The organism is Pantoea dispersa, from assembly GCF_035783935.1.
Taxonomy (GTDB): domain Bacteria; phylum Pseudomonadota; class Gammaproteobacteria; order Enterobacterales; family Enterobacteriaceae; genus Pantoea; species Pantoea dispersa_C.
Genome location: NZ_JALKOV010000004.1, coordinates 91,080 through 114,427, shown reverse-complemented (window position 1 = coordinate 114,427; position 23,348 = coordinate 91,080). Strand labels below are relative to the sequence as shown.

Genomic DNA, 23,348 nt, shown 5'->3' with positions numbered 1-23,348 from the left:
GCCCGCATCGTTAATATGTATCTATTCTGTACCAACCCTGTAGTGTGAATGAGCCAGCCTGTCTGGCATTCTGGATTACCCTTCCCTTTGAGCGAATTGATGCCTGTGTAACGCAGGCTTTTTTCGTCCTGACTCAGGCGGCCGACTGGCTTTATCGCCTTTCACCCATACTTAAATCCTATAATTACACAATCTTAACGGAAAGTTTTCATGCATGGATTATGATGAACGTGTAACACAGCAATGCTGCTGCGTTCGAGAGTAGATTCCCTTTATTCCTCAGCCAGGTATGGCTGGATTAAGCTGCTCAACGAGACTAAGCCAACACCAGAGAGGTCTGGCTCGGACCTGATGCCGCCCGACGATCCGTTCGGGCTTTTTTTACCTGTCGCCACGCATTTCAGACGGCAACATCTCCCCTGCTGCGGATATCCTGCCGCCCGACAGCAGGCACGCGGGGCATGCGCCGCCCGCGCTGAAGAGCGTACGTTACCAGTTCACAGCCGATGATTATCGCTCAGCGCCCGTGACAAATTGCCGGCCGGCCCGGTAAGCGGTAAACCTTGGTACCTCGCCGGGCGGGGCCTTACAGACAACACCTCCACGACGCCCACTATTACCAATGACCATAATAATCTCATGTACACGCGAACGGCCGATCGCTGGCAGGCGGATGCCATTTAATTTGTAACTCATACCAGGTGATTTACCTTTATTTCCGGTATCAGCGTAAGCAAGCACATGATCTTCATAAAAGGCAGGTTTTGTATGATGCCGGACGATCAACTTAAACTCCTGCCGGTTTTTTATGCACTCTGCGGTCAGCGTCAGATTTGATTCAAAGATGCGATCAAAGGTCTCGCCAGCAATTTTGAACAAAACATGTTCTCCCGCTTTGTCTGACCAGCTGAAGACACCCTTCGGCAAGGTTACGCCACCGGACTGAACATTATATATATCTCCAGTAATCTGTTTCGCATCCAGCACACCCTCGATGGTGCAGCTGTCTCTGATACGAACCTTCTCAAGCTCGCCTGCGGTCGCCCGCAGGGTACCGCTGATATCAGCCTGCTTTGCTGCCAGCTTCCCGTCGGGCGTCAGGCTGAATGAAGGCGGTGACCCACCGCTGGTCAGACTGACAGCACGCAGATGCTTAATGAGTGCTTCCCGGAAGTAAATATCGTTATGCTCAATGACCAGTGCAGGCACGGCATTCCCGTTTGCCGGATTGACGAAAGCCACGCGATCGGCAGCCATCAGGATTTGGCTCTGCATACCCTCGGGTTTTTCCTCGATCCCCATGCCGAAGCCGGTCATACAATACTGGCCGTTTTTCATCTGCTCCAGTCTGACCGACCATTGCGAGTTCAGCCGCCCTTCCGTGTCTTTCCAGCTTTTCTCGATTTTTCCGATGCTTGCTGCACCTTCTGACAGCTGCGTCATTGTTTTCAGCAGGCTCTGATCAAGATGCGTGTCGCTGATTTTTCCTTTATAAAACGCCAGATAATCGTCCGCTTTGTCGCTCGGACTGGCGGACTGTTCAGTGAAAGCAGATTTGCCCAGCGCGTTCACGCTACGGATATAGAAATGGTGAACATTGCCCGGCATAAGGCCGTCTTTTATCCAGCAGCGTCCTTCTCCAAGATACTGCGCCTGGGATTCGGCCTGTTGCGCGTCAGCGAGTCGGGTTGCGGAATACCAGAATTCATATCGCAGCGTGGCGTCATAGATCGCCTGGTGCGGCACCAACGTGACCTGAAAGTAGCCTTGTGTTACGTCGATGGAGACGGGCGGCTCGGGCACGGCGACGGTGATGCCGGTCGAGGCCGGCTCACCTTTCTGCCCGGCATCACCGATCGCGGTGACGGTTAACGTGTAGCGACCGGCGTCCGGCAGCGTGAACAGACATTCCGGACGTTCGGTTGCACAGCAGAAAACCAGACGGCCTGAGGCGCGCTCGCCGCGCGTCACGCGTACGTCAAAGCGCACGCTGCCGGTTGTCTGCAGGATTTCCCACAGCGCTGTGGCCTGAATATGGCCGGATGACACGTCCACACTTGTGCGAAGATGCCGGACAGCAGGCGGCAACATTCCGTGCACGCTGGTGGGGGCAGCCGAAAAGGATTTGCCGTCATCCACCCGCGCCTGCTTTTCCGGGCAGTGCTGCAGCGCCGTTATCGCATATCCCCCGTTTTCGCTTTCCCGAATGGCCACGCAGCGGAACAGCCGCTTGCGCAGGGCAGGCTGTTTAAGCCCCCACACGCTTCCGGGTGCCACGCTAAGCGATGTCATCCCACTGGGTAACGCATCCACCTGCACACAGTCGTGTTCAGTACGCTCGTGCACGTTGACAGTAAAAGGCTCGCCAGACTCGCTGATCAGATTAAGCGTTGCAACGCCCTCGCCTGAAAGTGATACGGGCCGGTCAAGACGGATGGTTTTCGTTTCCGGTACCACATCCACAATACGGCCGCCGATCGTGGTGCCGGCATAGTCGTTTACCGGTGTTATCGGTGTGGCCGGACACGACAATCAGCCAGCCCGGCTTCGCTTTGATGCCGACCAGTGAGTTCACCAGCATTTTGGTAGACCCGGCTTTCAGCGTGGATTTGCCGGAATCGAACAGCGACATGCTGTCGAGGCGAACAATTTTCGGCACCGGTTTCGGCTGCGGTTTTGGCGGCGGTGGCGGGGGCACATACGAACGGATCGCATCCAGCACAGGCATTCGCAGACGCTCGCCCTGATACAGACCAAGGCCCATCCGCATCGGTACGCCATTGCGCGCCTGGTCATCCAGCCCAGCCGCATCGTCACGCAGGACAGCAACAGCGTCGGCTTTGGGTGCGAAATCCTGCATCGGGATGCGTTCATAACGGGCAATATCGAAGCTGACACGCTGCAGCAACTGGCGATTGTTCCAGCCACTGCTGAGCAGTGCAGCCATGGCCGCCAGCGTGAAAATCGCGAGCGCATAACGGAAGGCTTGCCCACGCGGCGTCAGGCCTCGCCCTTCCGGCAGCAGCGGCAGGATAAAATCCGGCAACGCGGCAATAACCGTACTGTCCGTTCCCACCGGCTGCCAGCCCGCTACCTGTTGCATCGCAGTATGACGGGACAGCCATGCCGTCCAGACCGATGTGGCCAGACTTCCGGCCAGGATCGGTCCCAATCCCCACAGCACCGCAACCGGTGCAATGACCGGAACATCAGGGCTCTCATCAATGAAGACCGCTTTAACGTGCAACCAGAACCAGCTCATCAGGCTGTTCATCAGCACCTGTTGCTGCATCGCAGGCGCGCCACCGGTGGTGACCCATGCAGCGACTGAGCCCGGCGCTGAAGACGCACGCCAGACCCTCACCCCTTCCCCCGGGATAGCCGCCTGCCAGAGCAGATCATTTGTCATCGCACTGCCAACCTGACCATTCAGAACCAGCGGCACAGAATGCCCGGTTTCTTTACGCAGCTGGCTGATTTGCCAGCGCAGGGCCAGCAGACGGCGGGTAAGCCGCTCGCTGTCGGCGTGTTTTTGCGGACAGACGCTGACCATTACTGACAGCTGGCGGCCCCAGTCAGGACGCAACCCCAGTATCTGACGGGCAGCCTGTTGCAGATCCTGATGTTCCTCCACGCGGATCCAGCATCCCTGTGTCACAGTAAGCACCGGTGACTGCTGGGGCCAGGCTAACGGCAAATCGCCACACACCAGCACCACGGGCTGACGGTAAGTGGCTTCCGGGAGGTCATGCAGACGCAGGGCGACGTCATGCTCCGCACGACGCCTGGCGACAATCCACAACGCCAGGATAAGCCCCAGCACCGCAAGCAGAACGAGCACCGAAACCAGTCGCGATACCGGCAGGAAACTCAGGCAAACCACGGCACTTAGCAGGGCGGCCCACAGCGCAAGCCCGCGCTGCTGTGCAGGACTCATTTCACGGCTCCCGGCAGCAAAGTCAGTAGTGTCTGATCCAGCCACTGGCTCAGTCCCCACCACAGCGCGGCCACCAGCACCACGCTCAGGCCGATACGCGCGGGCCATGACGCCAGCAAGCTCCCCATTCCCGGTCCGGCAAGACTTTCCGCCAGAACCGGATGGGTTGGTGGATAGCTGAATGGCGTGACATCTTCATTGAGTGCGTTGACGAGTTTCTGGCGCTCCGGATCGTGCAGAGAACGGAAACTGCCGAGGAACCCCAGCATCATCACCCGCTGAAAGCAGATCATTACAGCCTGATCAGGCGCCGGGTCACGCAGCACATCACGCATGCGATCGCACAGCGTATCACCGGCATCCATGGTGCCGAGGAAGTGCCCCTGCAGGGGAATGTCATACCACTGCACACAGGCGTCATCCTCCACACCACGCCCTTTGACCGCCTCATCAAGCAGCGCACACTGTGCAGTGAGAATATGCTGACAGCTCACTTCATCGAGTCCGCTCGCTTTCAGTTCACGCTGCGCACGCTCGACATCAGCAATGCAACGCTCCCACAACGTGCGCCCTTCTCCATCCTGAAACGTTGGACCGTGACGCAGGCTGATGACCTGCAGCCAGGTATCCTGCAGCAGGGCATCAATATCAATGGATGCAGCAGTGCTGCGTTTAGGCTCACTCATGTTCTCAGTACCGCAAAGAGTTCCAGTTCAGGCTCGCCGAGCATGCCCGGAACGTAAAACATACAGGTGCCGCTCTGAAGCATTTCGCTGGCCAGCGGATGGGAGACATCAAGGCTGAAATACTGGTTTTCCAGACGCAGTGGAATGGCTGCCGGCACATGACGCAGTGGCGTCAGAGGGACGCCCACCCGTGAGGAATTGACGATACTCCTGACATGATCGGGACTGCCGACTTTGCACTGGCGTGGCAACTGCTCCTGCAACTGTGCCACCGGCATCGGTGAACGTACGGAAAGGTAGTAATCCGCCCCTTCGCGCAGACGGGAGTCATGCAGACGGGCCTGCCAGACGTGCAACCGGGCATCGTGCTCAAGCTCAATCGCCACCACCCGCGACGGCAGGCTGGCTTCCAGCAGGTCGCCCAGCAAGTCAAACAGCGGCGGGAAGACACTATTGAGTTGCTCATGCTGCCAGACCGGAATAGCACTCACCTGGTGTTCCAGCGAGAAGGTCAGCAGGCTGCCCGCAAGCCGCGCCAGTTCCGGATACAGGCGCTCCGGTGGACTTTGCAGATTACGCTGAAACTGGCCGAGCACCGGTTCTGCGCTGTTCAGGGCATTGAGCAGCCAGAACAACGACACATCAGCCACGGCAAAGTCGGCCATGCGCTCATTACTTTCGCGACGCATGGCCATCAGTCGACCCAGACGGGCACGCAGTTGCGTCATCAAGTGTTCCAGCTGGGTTACCAGCCAGCGGCTGCCCTGCAGAGCCAGCAGTGGCGGCAGCCAGGTTTCATCCAGTGCCCAGCTTCCCTGTGAATCCTGCTGCAGACGGGCGACCGGACAGGTTAAGTAATCACTGTTGCTCTGATGAGCGAAACGCAGCGTCAGCTCTGGCTGCATCACCGCAATCTGGCGGGTATCGTCGCCAAAGGTGTTGCGGACATCCCGCCAGCGCTGGCGATAACGCACAGGGCGCTCGGCCACTTCATCGGGTTTAAGGCAGTTGCCGCCATTTGCCCGTAGCAGCGGAAGCGCCAGAACCACCACCACGTCCTGTGATTCGCCCTCAAGCGCCAGCACCGGCGGCAGGTTATCGGCGTTATCGGTGTCGATAAGCGTGCCATCGGGAAAACGGACGTGCAGATGACGGGCCTGCAGACGCCCCAGTTTCAGTAGTTCAGGTTCGAAAGTGGCAGCAATCATCCCCCAGGGATGGGAGAGGCCCAGCCGGGCGATACATTCCGCAGACCAGGCCGCATACGCGACCTGTTGCTGGAAGTGCTGGGGAGAGACCATAACGCCCCGGCCCCATAACGGTTGTTCCGTTTTCATTGGCTTCCTGCCTTAGCTTACGATTTCGCCTTCGGCATCTGGGAAACCAGTGACAGGTTGACGTCCATCCCCTCCACCTGGAAGTGTGGAATCGCGTACAGCCTGACGCGGAAGAAGCCCGGGTTGTCGTCGATATCTTCCACCACCACTTTGGCATCACGCAGCGGGTGCGACGCCTGCAACTCATCGCCCGGATCGGTCATTTCGGTCACCAGACTGCGCACCCAGGTGTTCAGCTCCAGTTCCAGCAGACGCCGATCCTTGGTGGTGCCGATGTTTTCACGCTGAATCAGCTTCAGATAATGCGCGATACGCGACAGCAGGAAGATATACGGCAGACGGGCGTTAATGCGGCTGTTGGCGGTGGCATCCGCAGTGTCATACAGCGCGGGCTTCTGGGTGGAGTTGGCTGAGAAGAAGCAGCTGTAGTCGCGGTTTTTGTAGTAGGACAGCGGAATGAAACCGAGATTGGCGAACTCGAATTCGCGGGTTTCCGGGATCATTACCTCACTCGGGATCTTCACCTGATTACCGGTGCCCAGATCGTACAGATGAATCGGCAGATCCTGCACCGCACCACCGGCCTGCGGGCCGCGGATTTGCACACACCAGCCGTTATTGATGAAGCTGCGCACCATGTTGGACGCAAAAGCAAACGAGGCGTTGGTCCACAGGTATTTGTCGTGATCCGGGCCTTTTACTTCTTCGACATAGTTGAAGCTGCGCACCGGTACGGTGTCCGGGCCATACGGCAGGCGCCCCAGTACGCGCGGCATCACCAGACCGATATAGCGCGAATCGTCCGTCTCGCGGAAAGATTTCCACTTGATGTATTCAGCGCGGTCAAAATAGTTACCGATATCTTTAATGGCCGCCACGTCTTCCATTGAATCCTTAAGGAAGAATTGCGGGCCGGCAGAGCCGATAAACGGCATATGCGCCGCAGCAGACACTTTTGAAATATTGCGCAACAGAGCAACATCCTGCGCAGACGCATCAAACTCGTAAGCGGAAATCAGTGCGGCAATCGGCTCGCCGCCCGGCGTGTCATATTCATCAATGTAGGTGTGTTTATACAGGCCGCTCTGGATAATTTCCGGGCTGTCTTCAAAGTCCTGACGCAGGTCTTCTTTTGACATATCCAGCAGTTCGACTTTCACGTTCTGGCGGAAATCGGTTTTGTCGACAAGGGATTTCACACCGCGCCACAGACTCTCCACAGCCTGGAACTCTTCGCTGTGCATGACCGCATCCAGCTGACGGCTGATCTGGTGATCCAGCGCGGCGATATGATGGTCAATCAGGTTTTTGTCGAGCTTTTCAACTTTTGAGCCTGATTTTTTCAGGCACTCCAGAAACACCTGCATGCCGGCGGTTAAACGCTCATCCGCAGTTGCATCCGACATCGCCTGCGCGTCCTGCCAGATCTCCAGCGCGCTCAGCTCAGACACCGGGTTGAGATTGATTTTTTCAAACAGGGTGGCATAAACCCCACCGGCTGCCGGACGTTCCAGCACCACGCTCTCGCCAGCCGTCGCATTCTCATTATTTACAGACATCAGCATCTTCCTTATTAATCCGTTAAATCATCGTGATGGTTATGGCTGCTTTGGTGCCAGGGTTGAGAGCTCAGCGCGCAGTTCTGCGCTTAACGCCGGGTCGAGCAGAATTTTTTCCAGCTCTTTTCGGAAGGCCTGGTTATCCAGCAGGTTGGCTTTTAAATCACGCAGTAAATTACGCATGGAAAGCATGGCTTTCAGCTGAGGTATTTGCCGGGAGACCTGTTCCGGCGAGAAATCTTTCATGCTCTGGAAAGTCAGACTGATGCTGTCTTCGCTGCCGTCATCGGCCAGCGTATTTTTAACGGCAACCGTTACTTTGGGGGAATATTCGGAAAGCACTGCGTCAAAGTTATTTTTGTTCAGATTAACTTTGGTTCGCTCTGATAATGGTGCGGACGCCTGACCATGACTAAAGTCGCCCGCCACCAGTAATTTCAGCGGAAGCTCGGTTTTCTTGCTTACGCCCCCGGTATGCAGGTCAAGTTTTAAGTTAACACGTGCCTTTGGCACTTCATTCTGGAAACTATCTGCCATTTCATCATCCCTCTGTTTATCTCAGCGCACATTTTTCGCGCCATACTACTTTAGAGGTAACAGTAGAGCAATGATCGATAAAAAACCAAATGAACAGACCTTTAAGCTGCAAAAACGACACATACAAGTCATTAACACTAAAAGAGGCAAATCATTGTCACCAGAAACCAGCTAAAAAAACTGGTAAAGACATTAAAGGCCACACATTAATGCCAATAAAAAATAAAGTTGTGGATTAATATTAATAAAGCGTGCATTTGTTGATTCAGGTCAAAATAAAAAACTCATCAAAAACCATCGCGCCACTAAGAAAAAAATGACATAAAAAGATAAAAATTGCGGATAGCAACAGAGTGGATTTTTATACAGGACGCTAATGTGATGCAGTAAAGCACCCAGTTAAAACAGAGCGCACCTAAGTCCCGTGCTACATAATTTCAACGTAATCGTATAAATAACCACCCACATGGGAAATTTCGTATAAATAACGTTCGGGTGCGACCAGAGGGGATCATTTACGAGATAGCGGTTCACAGCATAATGACGGACGCGATAAATCGCGCCGCGGCTAATTCAGCAATCTATTCCTGGCAAAATTCACGACAACTGCCCCGTCAGCGCTGACGCCATGCCGAAGGTGCCATGCCGTGCAGCTGGCGGAAACGGTTACTGAAGTGGCTGGAGGAGTGAAAACCGCAGCGCAGGGCAATCTCGGTGAGCGGCAGCGCGCTGAATTGCAGCAGCTGCTGCGCGGCTTCCATACGGCGGCGCATGACATACTGATGCGGCGCTTCGCCGGTGCTGCTGCGGAACATGCGCGCAAAATGGTATTCGCTGAGCGCCGCCTCTGCCGCCAGCTGCGCCAGCGTTAACGGCTGATCCAGCTGCGTATCAATCAGCGCCAGCACGCGGCGCAATACCGCCGGCGCCAGTCCGCCGCGCACCTGCGGCAGCTGCCACTGCACTTCACTGTAGCGCTGCAGCAGATGGGTCATCAGCAGTGTTGAGGCGCTGCTCAGCAGCATCTGGTTGGCCGGCTGCTGCCAGTCAGCGCTCAGCAGAAAATGGCGATACAGCTGGGTGATACGATCATCATCGGCAAAAATTTTCTCATGCAGATTAAGCTGCGCCGGGCTGCGATCCCATATCTGTTCACCGAGATGGCGTAAATGCGCATCGGTGCAGTAAAGATGCACAAAAGACAAATCCGCGCGCAGATCCCAGGTTGATTCCATGCCAGACGGCATCAGGCAAAAGCGGTCCGGCGCGCCACCATTGCGCCAGCCGTGCGGCGTTTTGTGCCAGGTATCGTAACCGTCAGCCACATACAGGCTGAGCGTGTGATGGTCGCTGAGATTGGTCACGCGATCGCCACTGTTGAACCACGCCGCCAGCCGGATGCCGTCGCTCAGCTTTACGCTGTCGCGCAACTGCGCTTTGTGGCGCTGTAGCATAGTAAACGTCTGATATTCCGGCATGGTCTGGCATCGCTATCTGGGACAATACCCGCAGTTTACGCAACTGGCCGGACAGAAAACAGGTCAATGCCGGACCAGGCGGGAAAAAGCGCAAGAATTTGCAAGTGCTGCGCAAAGCCATGCAAGCCGTGCTGGTGCGTATGCGCCACACTGCGAGCCTGATTCCGCTGGAGAGTGCCTGATGAACCTGATGTTATACCTCGCGGTGGTGCTGATTTGGGGCACCACCTGGATTGCGATTTTTCTGCAGCAGCAGGCCGCCGACACCCCAGTGCTGGTGGCGGTATTCTGGCGCTTCCTGTTTGCCTCGGTCACTATGCTGGTGCTTCTCCGGCTGCTGAAACGTCTGCGCACGCTGGATGCGCGTGATCACCTGTTTTGTCTGTTACAGGGCAGTTGCGTATTCGGCTTTAATTTTGTCTGTTTTTATCATGCGGCGGCGATGATCAGCACCGGACTGGAGTCGGTGATTTTTTCAATGGCGGTGCTGTACAACGCGCTCAACAGCTGGATCTTTTTCCGCCAGCGCCCGCCTTTCCGCCTGCTGCCCGCCGCCGCGCTGGGTCTGGGCGGGATCGTCGCACTGTTCTGGCAGGACATTCAGTCAGCCCATGTTGCGCCTCAGTTGCTGTGGGGCGTGGGCCTGAGCGCACTGGGCACGCTCGGCTTCTCGTTTGGCAATATGATTTCCACTCGCCATCAGCGCCGTCAGCGCGACGTGCTCACCACTAACAGCTACGCCATGCTGTACGGTGCGCTGATCATGGCCCTGCTGGCGCTGATCAAGGGCGATGCGCTGGCACCGGCGCTCAATCTGCAGTGGCTGGGAGCGATGAGCTATCTGGCGCTGTTTGGATCGGTATTGGGTTTTGGTGCCTATTTCACGCTGGTGGGCCGCATCGGGGCCAGTCAGGCGGCTTACAGCACGCTGCTGTTTCCGCTGGTGGCGCTGACGCTCTCCACGCTGTATGAAGGCTATCAGTGGCACAGCAATGCCATCGTGGGGCTGGTGATGATTCTGGCGGGCAATCTGGTGATGTTCGTGCGCTGGCCGGTGAGTCGCCGGTTGCGTCTGGCCTGAAGCAAGAGCGGGCATTGCGCCCGCTCTGTCACTCCTCTAGCGCCAGCCCCCGACGCCGATGTTGAGCTGGTGAGGTTGGTTAACGGCTTTTCTGGCGATCCAGTAAAGCAGAACGCGTTCATCATCTCTGTCGCGGTCGGCCATCGCCAGTAATTTCAGCGACAGTGTGGACCTGGTTACAGGCTGCTGTTCATCGCTTAACTCGATCACCGCCTGACCGATGATGCAGCAAACCTCATCCCCGCTGGATACGGATTCATATGCTCGGTCTTTCATATTTCCTCCTGTTGAATGAATCTTAAGCCTGGCAAATTTCCCGCACTTTGCCGCGTTCTGGCTGCGCTTAAAACACCTGGTTACATATGCTCATCCGCAGCAATGTATGCCAATACGGTGACATCACTGTTATGCCTGTGCGGATGCGCAATGTCATTCATACCGGTTTCGCAGCATTTCATTCCGTCTCCCGGTCCGTTCACGCCGGTCTGCGCCGCCCGCGCACGCGAGAGGATTATTATCGCTGCAGATTCCGCATTCCCGGATGGGAGAGAGAAAAATGACAACAGCCGTTAACCCTAATCATCAGCGTATTCGTATTCTTACCCTCGTTGGCACCATCATTACCCAGTTCGCGCTCGGCTCGGTTTACACCTGGAGTCTGTTTAACGGCCAGCTGGCACAAAAGCTGGATGCGCCGGTCAGTCAGGTAGCCTTTTCCTTTGGCCTGCTGAGTCTCGGTCTGGCGATTGCCTCCTCGCTGGCCGGCAAGCTGCAGGAGCGCTTTGGCGTGCGCAACGTCACCATCGGCGCCGGTATTCTGATGGCGATTGGCTTCTGGCTGACCGCTCATGCTGACAACCTGATGATGCTGTACCTGAGCGCCGGTATTCTGGTCGGGCTGGCCGATGGCGCGGGCTATCTGATGACGCTGTCGAACTGCGTGAAATGGTTCCCGGAGCGCAAAGGGCTGATTTCGGCCTGTTCGATCGGCGCTTACGGCCTCGGCAGCCTCGGCTTTAAATTTATCTGCGGCGCGCTGCTCAGCAGTCAGGGGCTGGAAAATACCTTTGTGATTTGGGGTGTGCTGGCGATGACGATGATCATTGCCGGTGCCCTGATGATGCGCGATGCGCCGCTGCAGCAGGCTGGCTCACGTCAGCAGCAGGCGGCACAGGAGTTTACGCTGGCGCAGTCGGTGCGTCTGCCGCAGTACTGGATGCTGGCGCTGATGTTCCTGACGGCCTGCATGAGCGGTCTGTATGTGATTGGCGTAGCGAAAGACATTGGTGAAGGTCTGGTGCACCTCAGCACGCAAACGGCGGCTAATGCGGTGACGGTGATCGCCATTGCCAACCTGAGCGGACGGCTGATTCTCGGCGTGCTGTCAGACAAAATGGCGCGCATCCGGGTCATTTCGCTGGCACAGCTGGTTTCGCTGAGCGGCATGAGCCTGCTGCTGTTCACCCACATGAATGAAACCACCTTCTTCCTGTCGCTGGCCTGCGTGGCGTTCAGCTTTGGCGGCACCATCACCGTCTTTCCGTCGCTGGTCAGCGATTTCTTTGGCCTCAACAACCTGACGAAAAACTACGGCCTGATCTACCTCGGCTTCGGCATCGGTAGCGTGCTGGGCTCGCTGGTGTCTTCGGTGTTCGGCGGCTTCACCGTGACCTTCAGTCTGATTATGACGCTGCTGGTGATCTCGCTGGTGCTGTCGCTCAGCATCCGTCTGCCAAATCGTCAAAACCTGGCTGCGCCGGTACTGCATAATTAATTCCGAAAGCCTGCCGCGTGAATGCGCGGCAGGCTTTCGGTTGCAGGCTTCATAATTTGCCATTTATTGAGAATGACTGTTATTTCACCTTGCATTTCAGAGTAATCGGGTTATTATCAGGCGCTATTCAGCTTATTCCGATTGGTTTATTTCCCGCCCTGTCACTTTTAGCTTTTAATTGACATATCTGGTAATAATTACGGAAATAACTCTACATTCGCTGCATCTTCACTCCACTTTTCCCGGTTAATCTGGCCTCATTGGAAAAGAGGAGGACTCTCCATGAAAAAGTTAATTAAAGTCGCGTCGGTGGTCGCCATAATGACCATGCTGAGCGGATGTATTATCGAGCATGATCATGGCCGCGGTCCCGGCTGGGGCCACGGACATGGCGGCGGATGGCATCACGGCCATGGCGGTTATCGTCACTGGTAATTGGGCAAAGCACACACAGCACATAATAAAAAAACCAATAAAAAAGGGCGGGAAATTATCCCGCCCTTATTTTTTAGCTTTTCACCGCGTAATTACATTGATACCAGACTTTCTTCAGTCCCGGCAAATGACTGTCCTGCGCCGGAAGCGATTCGACTTTATCAAAGCCGCGCTGATTACAGTAATTCGCCAGATCGAGTTCCAGCGCATCTTTATCCAGCTTATGCGGATCGTAACGATACTGTACGGTATTTGAACGGACATCTTCATCCACGCGCTCAAATCCCCCGGGTTTGCTGACACTACAACCGGCCAGCATAAAAAGCGCTAACGCGCTAATAAGCGTTTTTTTCATTAGGGTGTCCTCATCAGGCGTTGCAGTGTAAAAGGCAACGCCACGCGTCTCTATAGGAAAAGACGCGAAATGTCCGATTAATGCAAAGCTTTTGCCAATCAAATCGATAAAACCAAACGGTTTTCCTTATCACGTCAGCAGTGAGAAGATGATTTCAGACAAAACGAAGTCTGCACCACACCAGGTGATACCCACAAAAAGACATACTGAAAGTGACCTTTATGCCCGTGCTGAGCGGGCTTTTTTTTCGCCCGTTATCCGGTAAGGCTGACCATCTTACGCAAAAGATTGGCCGCTTGTTTGTCCGGCAATGCGAGAATCCCGCTGTAGAGATCAATCGACATTGCGCACATCGTGCCGCGATCCACCGCCGTATCCGCCGGCATATTCAGCTGCTGCAGCTTGTCGCCCCACTTGCCATACAGTTTTTCCACCACGCGCTGCAGATCGCGCTGCGCCTGCGGCTGGTCCACCGCCAGCTCATCGCCAGTGCTGTTTTGCAGCAGTGCCTCGAGCGCTTCACCATCACGCTGATTAAGCTCCGGCGACAGCACCTGTTGCAGATTGACGCCACCGCTGACCTGCGGATAGAGGAAACGGAAGCAGCGCTGCGTATCCTGCTGCTGCAGCGCCTGCATCTCCTGCACCGAAACCCGGATATAGTTGATGATCGCCGCATCGCTGGCGCGCGCCATGCGCTGATTGACCAAATCCATCAGCCAGCCGCGCATATCGCCCAGCGCCTGCTCCGCCGGTACGCCCTCTGCCAGCTTGTGTTGCAGCTCGCGATTCAGCAGTTGCCACAGCGCCGGCTCCTGCACTTTCAGCACGCGATAACCCGGCGCGTCGCTCAGCTGGGCGGCCACCTGCGCTGCCAGCGCCTCGCGCTCCTGACGCGGATGCAGCCAGCTAAACCACAGCAGGTTGGCCAGCAGCAGCGGCAGTATAAACAGCAGTACGCCCTGCCAGACGCGCAGCGCGGTGGTGCGTACCAGGACAATAATGATGAGCGCCAGCAGCGCAAAGGCGGCCAGCGTAAGCGGGAAAAGCGAGAACATGGCGCGAGATTAATCCTTGCGAACGTCAATTAAAACCGGACAGCTGGCGCGCTCAATCACCGCCGCGCTCACCGAGCCCTTCAGCAGGCGATTGAGCGGCGACAGGTGACGACGGCCCATTATAATCATACTGGCGTGCAGCGCCTCAGACTGCGCCACAATGGTTTCCGCCGCTTCACCGGCCAGAATCAGCCCGCGTGCGTCAATACCGGCGCGCAGCAGCGGCGCCAGCGCATGGCGTACCACCAGTTCAGCCGTATTTTGTTCATCCTGCGCCACGAGAAAATCGTCCGGATCTTCCCCGGCATCGATCTCAATCGGCTGATTGCACGACGAATAAGCCGGATCGACACAGCACAGCACGGTGACCTGCGCCTGTTGTGCCAGCGCCTGCTCGATTGTCAGAGCGATCACTTTTTCCGCCACCGGTGAGTTATCGATGGCCATCAGCAAGGTTTTCATCAGTCGGTTATCCTTCCGCAGCAGTTATTTTGCCAATTTCGCGAATTAGCGCCTCTTTACACTTTAACAGCGCCGCGCGGTAATGCGCTTCCTGGCGCTGAAAACGCGCCGTCGGCACCAGCAGGGAGATCGAGAAGCGCCCGAACAGCGTATCGATCGCCACCGCCATCGTAGAGATGCCTTCAAGGGTTTCGCCGCGATCGATGGCCAGGCCACTGGCGCGCACCTCGGCAATCAGCGTCAGCAACTGCGGCAGCGTTTTTACCGTCATTTCCGTCAGTTCGGCATAGGCTTCGCCGACCATCACCCGCACATCTTCATCGCTTTCCAGCGCCAGCAGCGCCCGTCCACCGGACGTGCTGTAGAGCGGCAGATTAAGCCCGATGTGCGGCACCACGCGCAGTTCACGTGTGGCGACGACATAATGCACAATCGCCAGCTGCGTCCCGCTGGCCCGTGCCAGTGATACCGTTTCATTAATCTCTGCCGAGAGTTGTTCGAGGAACGGCCGCACGATTTCCACCACGTCGCTGTGCACGCTGGAGATCAGCTTCAGCAATGCCGGACCGAGGCGCAGCCCGCCGGCCCCGCCGCTGCGCACCAGCTGCGCGCTATCCAGCGCCGCCACGATGCGCTGCACCGTTGAGCGCGGCAGATCGACCACCTGCGCAATTTCACCGAGGCTCATGCCGCCCGGATGCTCACCGAGCGCATTTAAAATTTTTGCCGCACGCGCAATGACCTGAATGCCACCCGCTTTTTCATCCTCACGGCTCGAGGGAAGTTCTACCATGATACGTTCCTTTTTGGCCTGCCCTACTTTAGCGCGAACGATCGCACTTTTACACCCTGTATCACATTGCAATACACCATATCGGAATGTAAGATGCGAGCTGTATCACATCGCAATACACTGCATCAACAAATAACGAGACACTTGCATGAACGCCCAGCCCGTCGTGGCACCGGCACCGCATCCGTTTACCCTGCGCCTCGCGCTGGGGCTGGTGGGGGTGCTGATCGCCGCGCTAACCTCCGGATTAAACGATCGCGTCACCGATATCGCGCTGGCCGATATTCGTGCTGCGACAGGCATTAGCTACGATGACGGCAGCTGGATTATTTCGGCCTATCAGGCGGCGGAAGTCGCTGCGATGATGATCGCGCCGTGGTTCGCCGTCACCTTTTCGCTGCGCCGCTTCGCGCTGGCGGTGTCGGCCGGTTTTATGGTGTGCGGTGTGCTGCTGCCCTTCATGCCCAGCGCCCCGCTGTTTATCGCGCTGCGCGTGGTGCAGGGTTTGTTTGGCGGTGCGCTGCCGCCGCTGCTGATGACGGTGGCGCTGCGCTTTCTGCCACCGCCGATCAAACTTTATGGCCTGAGCGCTTACGCCCTCACCGCCACCTTTGGCCCGAATCTGGCGGCGTCGCTGGCGGCGTTCTGGACCGATGACGTCAGCTGGACGTTCGTGTTCTGGCAGGTGGTGCCGGCCATGTTGGTCGCCATGCTGCTGATCGGCTGGGGTCTGCCGCAGGATCCGCTGCGCACTGAACGCTTTAAACAGATCGACCTGTTCGGCATGCTGAGCGGCTGCTCGGGCATGGCGCTGCTGATTCTGGCGCTGACGCAGGGTGAGCGTCTCGACTGGCTCAGCTCGCCGCTGTTTGTCGCCCTATTATTCAGCGCGCTGGCGTTGCTGATTGTGTTCTTTATTAATGAATGGTTTCACCCGCTGCCGCTGTTTAAGTTGCAGATGCTGCGCCGCCGTAATCTGTCGCACGGTTTGCTGGCGCTGGCGGGCGTGCTGATTCTGGCACTGTCCGGCTCGGCGCTGCCGTCGGCCTATTTCGGCCAGGTGGAAGGGTTTCGCACGCTGCAGTTCGCGCCGCTGGCGTTGACCATCGGTCTGCCGCAGCTGCTGATTGCACCGCTGGTCGCCAGCCTGCTGAATATCCGCTGGGTTGACTGCCGCTGGGTGCTGAGCGCCGGCGTGCTGCTGCTGGCAATCTCCTGCCTGCTGGGCATGCAGATCACCACCGACTGGGCGCGGCAAAACTTCTGGCTGATGCAGATTTTGCAGGCGTTTGGTCAGCCAATGGTGATTCTGCCGGTGCTGATGAGCGCCACCAGCGTGGTCGCACCGCCGGAAGGACCGTTCGCCTCCGCCATGTTCAATACCGTACGCGGCTTTGCCAGCATCGCTGCCAGCACGCTGGTGGCGTGGTTTATCAGCCATCGCGAGCAGTTTCACTCCAGCGTGCTGGTCGATCAGGCGGCCAGTCGCAGCTGGCTGATGACCGCAGCAGATAGCCAGCAGGCCAGCAGCAGCCTGCCGCTGTTGGCCGATGGCAGCGCCAGCAGCGCGGCCAATCTCAGCGGCTTCGCCACCCTGCTTAAGCATCAGGCGATGGTGCTGAGCCTGAGCGATGCGTATCTGATGCTGATCGCCTTCGCTGTCGGGCTGTTAGTGCTGACGCTGTGTCTGGCGAAACGCGTCTGGCCACCACAAACCCTGATTCAACCCGTTACCAAAACCCCGGAATAACTGTTATGCACGCTTTTGCTATGAAACGAACAATCCTGCTGAGCGCCCTGCTGCTGGTTCTGCTGGCGATAGCGTTTTGGCTGTGGTCAGCCATGACCAGCAACGACCATCGCACCGATGATGCCTGGGTGAATGCCGATTACACGCTGGTGGCCCCGAAGGTGTCCGGCTATATCGCCCACGTCAACGTGCAGGATAACCAGCGCGTGCGCGCTGGCGACGTGCTGGCGACGCTCGACGACCGCGACTATCGCGTGGCGCTGGAGACCGCGCAGGCGAATCTGCAGGTCAGCGAGGCCAAACGGCTGAGCGCGCAGGCGCAGCTCGACCAGCAGCAGTCCACCATTGCCGAGGCCCGCGCCACGCTGGCCGCCAGTCAGGCGTCGGCGCAGTATGCCGGACAGAGCGCGGCGCGCTATAACCAGCTGTACAAGAGCGGCACCATTGCCGCTGACGACCAGCAGAAAGCCAACTCAACCCAGCGTTCCGCGGCCGCCACGGTGCGCCAGAGCGCAGCGGCGCTGGCAGCGGCCGAACAGCAGGTGAAGGTGCTTGATGCCGCGCTGCGTCAGGCGGAAGCCGATGTCGCGGCGGCGCAGGCCAGCGTCGACCAGGCCGGGCTGAATCTCTCCTATACGCGTATTATTGCGCCGGTGGATGGCATGGTGGGGCAGCGTTCGGTGCGCGTGGGAGCCTGGGTGAGCGCCGGTACGCGTTTGCTGGCGGTAGTGCCATTGCAGCAGACCTACATCACCGCCAATTATCTGGAAACTCAGCTGGCGGACGTGCGTCCGGGCCAGAAAGTAGTGGTGAAGATTGATGCGTTGCCGGGCAAGACGTTTACCGGTCACGTTGACAGTATCGCGCCCGCCACCGGCGCGACGTTCTCCGCGATTGCGCCCGATAATGCCACCGGCAACTACACGAAAGTGGTTCAGCGTTTGCCGGTGAAAATTGTGCTGGATCCGCATCAGCGCGATCTGGCGCAATTACGTGTCGGCATGTCGGCGATTCCACAGATTGAGACCCGATGAAAATGTGAGCAACTTCTCAGAAGTGACCTATTTATTTTCGGATCGATTCCGCGTAAATTAGCCCTCGATCCTGTTTCGGGGCAGCCCGGAGCGACCTGAGTAGAAAGCGTGTAGCGATGATGAACTCCACCTTTCTCTTATTCTGTTCGGGTTACGCTGGTTTGGGATCGCCATCATTGTAACCGCTCAGAGGAGTTGTTTTGTGAAATACGCCTTGATGGGAATTTCTTTCTTCGTCTTACTTTGGGTCGGCACCTTCGTGCTGATGCTGTAAAGACGCCAGCCGGGGCGACCGCTCAGTCGCCCCGATTTGAGTTACTCTGCTTCTTCCACCGCTTTTACCGTTCCCGGCAAAATACCGTCGGCGCGGAACATCGCTTTAATGCCGCGCACCGCCTGACGAATACGATCGCTGTTTTCAATCAGGGCAAAACGCACGTGGGTATCGCCGTAGTCACCGAAGCCAATGCCCGGCGAGACGCACACTTTCGCCTCCTGCAGCAGCAGCTTGGCAAATTCCAGTGAGCCCAGATGCGCGTAATGGTCGGGGATTTTCGCCCAGACATACATCGAGGCTTTCGGCAGATCGACCATCCAGCCCGCTTCATGCAGCCCTTTCACCAGCACGTCGCGCCGGCGTTTATACTGCTCGGCGATATCGCGCACGCACTGCTGATCGCCCTCCAGTGCCGCAATCGCCGCCACCTGCAGCGGTGTGAAGGTGCCGTAATCGTGATAGCTCTTGATGCGTGCCAGCGCCGCCACCAGCTCTTTGTTGCCAACCATAAAGCCGATGCGCCAGCCCGCCATGTTGTAGCTTTTTGACAGGGTAAAGAATTCCACCGCCACGTCGCGCGCGCCCGGCACCTGCATAATCGACGGCGCTTTCCAGCCATCATAGGTGATGTCGGCGTAGGCCAGATCGTGAATCACCAGCACGTTATACTGTTTCGCCAGCGCGATGACGCGTTCGAAGAAGTCCAGCTCCACGCACTGCGATGTCGGGTTGGACGGAAAGCCGAGGATCATCATCTTCGGTTTTGGGTAGCTTTCGCGGATGGCGCGTTCCAGCTCATTGAAGAAATCGACGCCCGCTACCAGCGGTACTGAGCGCACCTGCGCCCCGGCAATCACCGCACCGTAGATGTGAATCGGGTAGCTCGGATTGGGCACCAGCACGGTGTCGCCGTGATCGAGCGTCGCCAGCATCAGGTGCGCCAGCCCCTCTTTCGAGCCGATGGTAACGATGGCTTCGGATTCCGGATCGATATCCACCTGGTAACGCTCGGCGTACCAGCGCGAGATAGCGCGGCGCAGGCGCGGGATCCCTTTGGATGTGGAGTAGCCGTGCGTGTCTTCCCGCTGTGCCACCTGACAGAGTTTTTCCACGATGTGCGGCGGTGTCGCGCCATCCGGGTTGCCCATGGAGAAATCGATGATGTCTTCGCCGCGCCGGCGCGCAGCCATCTTCAATTCAGCCGTGATGTTAAATACATAGGGGGGCAGACGTTCAATACGCGAGAAACGACGGGGTGTGCTGTTATCAGCCATGATGTCCTCTGGATTACGTTAGCGCCCGGACCGTCCGAGCGACGCTGGTCACTGCGGTGACCGAAACAAGAACATAACGCGCTGATAACAATATTGTCGAGGGGGGCGCGGAAATTTTCTCAGCCCGCGTCGTTTAACCGACCGAATACCCAATCGTTTACCCATCGATCGTTGAGCCGGTAATTGTCGCGTAGCGTGCCTTCCAGTGCGAAACCGTTCTTTTCCAGAATGCGTCGCGACGGCCAGTTGCCCTCAATCACCAGCGCTTTGAGTTTGTGGAAGTCGGCCTGCAGCAGGAACGTGCACAATGCCTGCAACGCTTCGCTGCCGTAACCCTGACCGGTACAGACGTGGCGCAGCATGTAACCGACTTCGGCCTGACGATACGGATGCCACTCGGCGCTGCAGCCAAACAGGCCGATCGCTTCGCCGGAGTCACGCAGGCGCGCCACCAGGCACAACATGTGAAAACTGCTCGGTTGCCACGGTGCCAGCCGCTCGCTGAAGCGCTGGCGGATGTCGTTTTCATCGGGGATCTCGCTCACCCAGGTCATGGTGGCGGCATCTTCATGTACCGCTTTGAAAATCTGCCAGTCTTGCGGCTGTAACCGACTGAGGGACAAACGAGGGGTGAGTAATTGCATGTCCACGCTCCGCTGTTGTGCTTACGGCAACATAGCAAACCGCATCCGTGACAACCAGTGACCGGGGCACGCTTTCAGCAATCCTCTTTTTGCTACTCAGGATTTCCTCTTTTCAGGTTTCATAGCGGATAATCAGCCTTGCTCTCCTTCAGGGTCAGATGTTACGAGCGGATCTGGTCGCCATAAATGGCGCCCCTACGGTGTGTCAGCGGCCATTTTACACGGCGCGCACCTTCCAATCTGGTCGCCATAAATGGCGCCCCTGCGGTGTATCAACGGCCCATTTTACAGGGCTGGAATTCATGCGCACCGGCAGCGCAAACCTTAAAAATTGATCTCCGCTATGAGAAACGTCTGCAGCTTGCCGGGACGCTGGCGGATCGCGATCACATTTTTTATCATGTCCGCAACCTTATCTGTTCCGGAGAACACCGTGCCTTCCCATTTCGACATGCTGCTGGCGGTGTTTGACCGTGCCGCGCTGATGCTGATCTGCCTGTTCTTCCTGACCCGCACCCGCGTATTTCGTCAGCTGCTGCAAAAAGATGAACACTCAATCGGCGAAAAAGCCGTGGTGACCGCCATCTTCTCGCTGTTTGCGCTGTTCAGCACCTGGTCCGGTATCAACGTAGACGGCTCACTGCTCAACGTCCGGGTGATTGCGGTGATGGCGGGCGGCATTCTGTTCGGGCCGTGGGTTGGCATTGCAACCGGCGTGATTGCCGGCGTGCACCGCTTCCTGATTGATATCGACGGCATCACCTCGGTGCCCTGTCTGATTACCAGTATCATCGCCGGTATCACTGCCGGTGCCATCAACCGCTTCGTCAGCAAAGAGCAGCGCTGGCGCGCCGGCATCGTCGGCGGCATGCTGTGCGAAAGCCTGACCATGCTGCTGATCGTGGTGTGGGCGAAACCGATGTCACTTGGTTTAACCATCGTGTCGGAAATTGCGCTGCCGATGATTCTCGGCGCATCGAGCATTGGTTTGATCGTGCTGCTGGTGCAGAGCGTCGAAGGGGAAAAAGAGGCAATTGCTGCACGTCAGGCCAAGCTGGCGCTGGAGATTGCCAATAAAACCCTGCCGCTGTTTCGTCAGGTTAATAGCGACTCGCTGCGCAAAGTGTGCGCCATCATTCGCAGCGACATCCATGCCGATGCGGTGGCGATCACCAATACCAAACAGATTCTGGCTTATGTCGGCTACGGCGAGCAGAACTACCACAACGGCGACGACGGCATCAGTCCGACCACCGCGCAGGCCATCGCCAGCGGTAAAATCATCATTAAGAATAATGATGAGGCACACCGCACCAAAGATATTCACTCAATGCTGGTGATTCCCCTTTGGGAAAAAGGGGAAGTGACCGGCACGCTAAAAATCTACTATCGCCGCGCCCATCGCATTACCGGTTCGCTGAAAGAGATGGCGGTCGGCCTGTCGCAAATCATCTCAACGCAGCTGGAAGTCTCGCGTGCCGAGCAGCTGCGCGAGATGGCCAACAAAGCCGAACTGCGCGCGCTGCAAAGCAAAATTAACCCGCACTTCCTGTTCAATGCGCTGAATGCCATCTCCTCATCGATTCGCCTCAATCCGGACACAGCGCGCCAGCTGGTGATTAACCTGTCGCGCTACCTGCGTTACAACCTGGAACTCAACGATGACGAACTCATCGATATCAAAAAAGAGTTGTGGCAGGTGAAGGATTACATCGCCATTGAGCAGGCGCGGTTTGGCGACAAGCTGTCGATGATTTATGACATCGACGAAGATCTGCACTTTTCGCTGCCCAGCCTGCTGATTCAGCCGCTGGTCGAGAATGCCATTGTGCACGGTATTCAGCCCTGCCGGGGCAAAGGCGTGGTGACGCTGAGCGTGAAAGATCTCGGCGATCGCGTGCGCGTGGCGGTGCGCGATACCGGGGCCGGCATCAGCGAAGAGGTGGTCAGCCGGGTGGCGCGCAACGAAATGCCCGGCAATAAAATTGGCCTGCTGAATGTGCATCACCGGGTGAAACTGCTGTCCGGTCACGGCTTAACCATCACCCGACATCAGCCCGGCACGGAAATCGCCTTTACCCTCAGCAAAAGTGGTCAGCGGCTGTCCGGGCCACTCACCCCGTTAGCGGAAACCTCAGCGTGAAAGCCATTATTGTTGAAGACGAATTCCTGGCGCAGCAGGAGCTAAGCTGGATGATCCAGCAGCACAGCCAGATCAGCATCGAAGCCTGCTTTGATGACGGGCTGGAAGTGCTGAAGTATCTGCAAACCCACCGCGTCGACGTGATTTTTCTCGATATCAACATTCCGTCGCTGGACGGCATGTTGCTGGCGCAGAACATCAACCAGTTTATCCATAAGCCACTGATAGTGTTCATCACCGCATGGAAAGAACATGCGGTTGAGGCCTTCGAACTGCAGGCGTTTGACTACATCCTCAAGCCGTATCATGAGTCGCGCATCATCACCATGCTGAACAAACTGGAGGCCAGCGCGCAGCAGCAGCAGGCGCAGCAGCACAATCCGGCGGCCAGCGCGCCGCAAACGGTGAATTTAGTCAAAGATGAGCGCATTATCGTCACCGATATCAACGATATCTACTACGTTGAAGCGCATGAGAAGCTGACGTTTGTCTATACGCGGCGCGAAGCCTATGTGATGTCGATGGCGATCAGTGAGTTTTGCAGCCGTTTGCCTAAGTCGATGTTCTTTCGCTGCCACCGGTCGTACTGTGTCAATCTGAGCAAGATTGGCGAGATCGAACCGTGGTTTAACAACACCTATCTGGTGAAGCTGCGCGATATGGATGCGCAGGTGCCGGTGAGTCGCAGCAAGGTAAAGACGTTTCGCCAGTTGATGCATCTTTAGGGCGAACGG

Annotated in this window: 22 protein-coding genes; 8 read left to right on the top strand and 14 right to left on the bottom strand. The window is 57.1% G+C overall.

Going from position 1 to position 23,348, the window contains the following annotated elements:
* Window positions 1–510 precede the first annotated feature (510 nt).
* The 7 genes from MXF20_RS09870 to MXF20_RS09840 all read right to left on the bottom strand — a co-directional run bounded on the left by MXF20_RS09870 (window position 511) and on the right by MXF20_RS09840 (window position 9,534).
* Complete coding sequence (locus MXF20_RS09870) at window positions 511–2,463, bottom strand: phage tail tip fiber protein (protein ID WP_325969082.1); 1,953 nt, start codon at window positions 2,461–2,463, stop codon at window positions 511–513.
* Window positions 2,426–3,937, bottom strand: a complete 1,512-nt coding sequence (locus MXF20_RS09865; RefSeq protein WP_325969081.1) for an OmpA family protein — start codon at window positions 3,935–3,937, stop codon at window positions 2,426–2,428. Before MXF20_RS09865 ends, MXF20_RS09870 begins: the two co-directional genes overlap by 38 nt.
* Window positions 3,934–4,623 carry a type VI secretion system protein TssL, short form gene (gene tssL, locus MXF20_RS09860; RefSeq protein ID WP_325969079.1) on the bottom strand — a complete coding sequence of 230 codons (690 nt, stop codon included), beginning with the start codon at window positions 4,621–4,623 and terminating at the stop codon, window positions 3,934–3,936. Before tssL ends, MXF20_RS09865 begins: the two co-directional genes overlap by 4 nt.
* Window positions 4,620–5,960, bottom strand: coding sequence for a type VI secretion system baseplate subunit TssK (gene tssK / locus MXF20_RS09855; RefSeq protein ID WP_325969078.1), 1,341 nt, complete (start codon window positions 5,958–5,960; stop codon window positions 4,620–4,622). The genes tssL and tssK overlap by 4 nt, the downstream gene beginning before the upstream one ends.
* A 17-nt stretch (window positions 5,961–5,977) precedes the next feature.
* Entirely contained in the window at window positions 5,978–7,525 is a 1,548-nt protein-coding gene (gene tssC, locus MXF20_RS09850) for a type VI secretion system contractile sheath large subunit (RefSeq protein WP_325969077.1), read from the bottom strand.
* Window positions 7,526–7,558: 33 nt separating this feature from the next.
* A complete protein-coding gene (gene tssB / locus MXF20_RS09845; RefSeq protein ID WP_325969076.1) occupies window positions 7,559–8,056 on the bottom strand; it encodes a type VI secretion system contractile sheath small subunit in 498 nt (165 codons plus the stop codon).
* 614 nt (window positions 8,057–8,670) lie between these two features.
* Window positions 8,671–9,534, bottom strand: coding sequence for a helix-turn-helix transcriptional regulator (locus MXF20_RS09840; protein ID WP_325969074.1), 864 nt, complete (start codon window positions 9,532–9,534; stop codon window positions 8,671–8,673).
* Between the two features lie 181 nt (window positions 9,535–9,715).
* On the opposite strand from MXF20_RS09840, the gene MXF20_RS09835 reads away from it, so the two are divergent.
* Window positions 9,716–10,615: a DMT family transporter gene (locus MXF20_RS09835; RefSeq protein ID WP_325969073.1), complete on the top strand. Its 900-nt coding sequence runs from the start codon at window positions 9,716–9,718 to the stop codon at window positions 10,613–10,615.
* Window positions 10,616–10,651: 36 nt separating this feature from the next.
* Here the strand turns inward: MXF20_RS09835 and MXF20_RS09830 are convergent, their stop codons facing one another.
* The gene (locus MXF20_RS09830; RefSeq protein ID WP_325969072.1) at window positions 10,652–10,891 is read right to left on the bottom strand and encodes a hypothetical protein; all 240 of its coding nucleotides are present in this window, start codon (window positions 10,889–10,891) and stop codon (window positions 10,652–10,654) included.
* 280 nt (window positions 10,892–11,171) lie between these two features.
* Between MXF20_RS09830 and MXF20_RS09825 the strand changes: the two genes are divergently transcribed.
* Entirely contained in the window at window positions 11,172–12,389 is a 1,218-nt protein-coding gene (locus MXF20_RS09825; RefSeq protein ID WP_325969071.1) for an MFS transporter, read from the top strand.
* A gap of 282 nt (window positions 12,390–12,671) precedes the next feature.
* A complete protein-coding gene (locus tag MXF20_RS09820) occupies window positions 12,672–12,824 on the top strand; it encodes a hypothetical protein (RefSeq protein ID WP_166711810.1) in 153 nt (50 codons plus the stop codon).
* 73 nt (window positions 12,825–12,897) lie between these two features.
* Here the strand turns inward: MXF20_RS09820 and MXF20_RS09815 are convergent, their stop codons facing one another.
* The 4 genes from MXF20_RS09815 to MXF20_RS09800 all read right to left on the bottom strand — a co-directional run bounded on the left by MXF20_RS09815 (window position 12,898) and on the right by MXF20_RS09800 (window position 15,492).
* On the bottom strand, window positions 12,898–13,179 hold the full coding sequence (locus MXF20_RS09815) for a membrane lipoprotein lipid attachment site-containing protein (RefSeq protein WP_325969069.1): 282 nt from the start codon (window positions 13,177–13,179) through the stop codon (window positions 12,898–12,900).
* Between the two features lie 254 nt (window positions 13,180–13,433).
* Window positions 13,434–14,237, bottom strand: coding sequence for a hypothetical protein (locus MXF20_RS09810; protein WP_325969067.1), 804 nt, complete (start codon window positions 14,235–14,237; stop codon window positions 13,434–13,436).
* Window positions 14,238–14,246: 9 nt separating this feature from the next.
* Window positions 14,247–14,699: a universal stress protein gene (locus MXF20_RS09805; RefSeq protein WP_325969066.1), complete on the bottom strand. Its 453-nt coding sequence runs from the start codon at window positions 14,697–14,699 to the stop codon at window positions 14,247–14,249.
* A gap of 7 nt (window positions 14,700–14,706) precedes the next feature.
* Window positions 14,707–15,492: an IclR family transcriptional regulator gene (locus MXF20_RS09800; protein ID WP_325969065.1), complete on the bottom strand. Its 786-nt coding sequence runs from the start codon at window positions 15,490–15,492 to the stop codon at window positions 14,707–14,709.
* A 148-nt stretch (window positions 15,493–15,640) separates the two neighbouring features.
* On the opposite strand from MXF20_RS09800, the gene MXF20_RS09795 reads away from it, so the two are divergent.
* From MXF20_RS09795 to ypdK, 3 genes are all read left to right on the top strand, one after another.
* The gene (locus MXF20_RS09795) at window positions 15,641–17,242 is read left to right on the top strand and encodes an MFS transporter (protein ID WP_325969063.1); all 1,602 of its coding nucleotides are present in this window, start codon (window positions 15,641–15,643) and stop codon (window positions 17,240–17,242) included.
* Between the two features lie 5 nt (window positions 17,243–17,247).
* Window positions 17,248–18,276 (top strand): HlyD family secretion protein, encoded by a 1,029-nt coding sequence (locus tag MXF20_RS09790; RefSeq protein WP_325969061.1) that lies wholly within the window; start codon window positions 17,248–17,250, stop codon window positions 18,274–18,276.
* A gap of 202 nt (window positions 18,277–18,478) precedes the next feature.
* Window positions 18,479–18,550, top strand: coding sequence for a membrane protein YpdK (gene ypdK, locus MXF20_RS09785; RefSeq protein WP_006120362.1), 72 nt, complete (start codon window positions 18,479–18,481; stop codon window positions 18,548–18,550).
* A gap of 41 nt (window positions 18,551–18,591) precedes the next feature.
* Here the strand turns inward: ypdK and alaC are convergent, their stop codons facing one another.
* Complete coding sequence (gene alaC, locus MXF20_RS09780; protein ID WP_058758368.1) at window positions 18,592–19,827, bottom strand: alanine transaminase; 1,236 nt, start codon at window positions 19,825–19,827, stop codon at window positions 18,592–18,594.
* A 119-nt stretch (window positions 19,828–19,946) separates the two neighbouring features.
* Window positions 19,947–20,471, bottom strand: a complete 525-nt coding sequence (locus tag MXF20_RS09775) for a GNAT family N-acetyltransferase (RefSeq protein ID WP_325969060.1) — start codon at window positions 20,469–20,471, stop codon at window positions 19,947–19,949.
* 451 nt (window positions 20,472–20,922) lie between these two features.
* Between MXF20_RS09775 and MXF20_RS09770 the strand changes: the two genes are divergently transcribed.
* Together MXF20_RS09770 and MXF20_RS09765 are read left to right on the top strand one after the other, a co-directional pair.
* Complete coding sequence (locus MXF20_RS09770; protein WP_325969450.1) at window positions 20,923–22,614, top strand: sensor histidine kinase; 1,692 nt, start codon at window positions 20,923–20,925, stop codon at window positions 22,612–22,614.
* Window positions 22,611–23,339 (top strand): LytTR family DNA-binding domain-containing protein, encoded by a 729-nt coding sequence (locus MXF20_RS09765; RefSeq protein ID WP_325969059.1) that lies wholly within the window; start codon window positions 22,611–22,613, stop codon window positions 23,337–23,339. Before MXF20_RS09770 ends, MXF20_RS09765 begins: the two co-directional genes overlap by 4 nt.
* Window positions 23,340–23,348: the final 9 nt, after the last annotated feature.

Coding starts and splice junctions, on each gene's coding strand:
- MXF20_RS09790 (WP_325969061.1), top strand. CDS start 17,248: ATGCACGCTTTTGCTATGAAACGAACAATCCTGCTGAGCGCCCTGCTG.
- MXF20_RS09820 (WP_166711810.1), top strand. CDS start 12,672: ATGAAAAAGTTAATTAAAGTCGCGTCGGTGGTCGCCATAATGACCATG.
- MXF20_RS09865 (WP_325969081.1), bottom strand. CDS start 3,937: ATGAGTCCTGCACAGCAGCGCGGGCTTGCGCTGTGGGCCGCCCTGCTA.
- tssC (WP_325969077.1), bottom strand. CDS start 7,525: ATGCTGATGTCTGTAAATAATGAGAATGCGACGGCTGGCGAGAGCGTG.
- MXF20_RS09825 (WP_325969071.1), top strand. CDS start 11,172: ATGACAACAGCCGTTAACCCTAATCATCAGCGTATTCGTATTCTTACC.
- MXF20_RS09840 (WP_325969074.1), bottom strand. CDS start 9,534: ATGCCGGAATATCAGACGTTTACTATGCTACAGCGCCACAAAGCGCAG.
- tssL (WP_325969079.1), bottom strand. CDS start 4,623: ATGAGTGAGCCTAAACGCAGCACTGCTGCATCCATTGATATTGATGCC.
- tssB (WP_325969076.1), bottom strand. CDS start 8,056: ATGGCAGATAGTTTCCAGAATGAAGTGCCAAAGGCACGTGTTAACTTA.
- alaC (WP_058758368.1), bottom strand. CDS start 19,827: ATGGCTGATAACAGCACACCCCGTCGTTTCTCGCGTATTGAACGTCTG.
- MXF20_RS09775 (WP_325969060.1), bottom strand. CDS start 20,471: ATGCAATTACTCACCCCTCGTTTGTCCCTCAGTCGGTTACAGCCGCAA.
- MXF20_RS09835 (WP_325969073.1), top strand. CDS start 9,716: ATGAACCTGATGTTATACCTCGCGGTGGTGCTGATTTGGGGCACCACC.
- MXF20_RS09805 (WP_325969066.1), bottom strand. CDS start 14,699: ATGAAAACCTTGCTGATGGCCATCGATAACTCACCGGTGGCGGAAAAA.
- MXF20_RS09810 (WP_325969067.1), bottom strand. CDS start 14,237: ATGTTCTCGCTTTTCCCGCTTACGCTGGCCGCCTTTGCGCTGCTGGCG.
- MXF20_RS09770 (WP_325969450.1), top strand. CDS start 20,923: ATGCTGCTGGCGGTGTTTGACCGTGCCGCGCTGATGCTGATCTGCCTG.
- MXF20_RS09795 (WP_325969063.1), top strand. CDS start 15,641: ATGAACGCCCAGCCCGTCGTGGCACCGGCACCGCATCCGTTTACCCTG.
- MXF20_RS09800 (WP_325969065.1), bottom strand. CDS start 15,492: ATGGTAGAACTTCCCTCGAGCCGTGAGGATGAAAAAGCGGGTGGCATT.
- MXF20_RS09815 (WP_325969069.1), bottom strand. CDS start 13,179: ATGAAAAAAACGCTTATTAGCGCGTTAGCGCTTTTTATGCTGGCCGGT.
- tssK (WP_325969078.1), bottom strand. CDS start 5,960: ATGAAAACGGAACAACCGTTATGGGGCCGGGGCGTTATGGTCTCTCCC.
- MXF20_RS09830 (WP_325969072.1), bottom strand. CDS start 10,891: ATGAAAGACCGAGCATATGAATCCGTATCCAGCGGGGATGAGGTTTGC.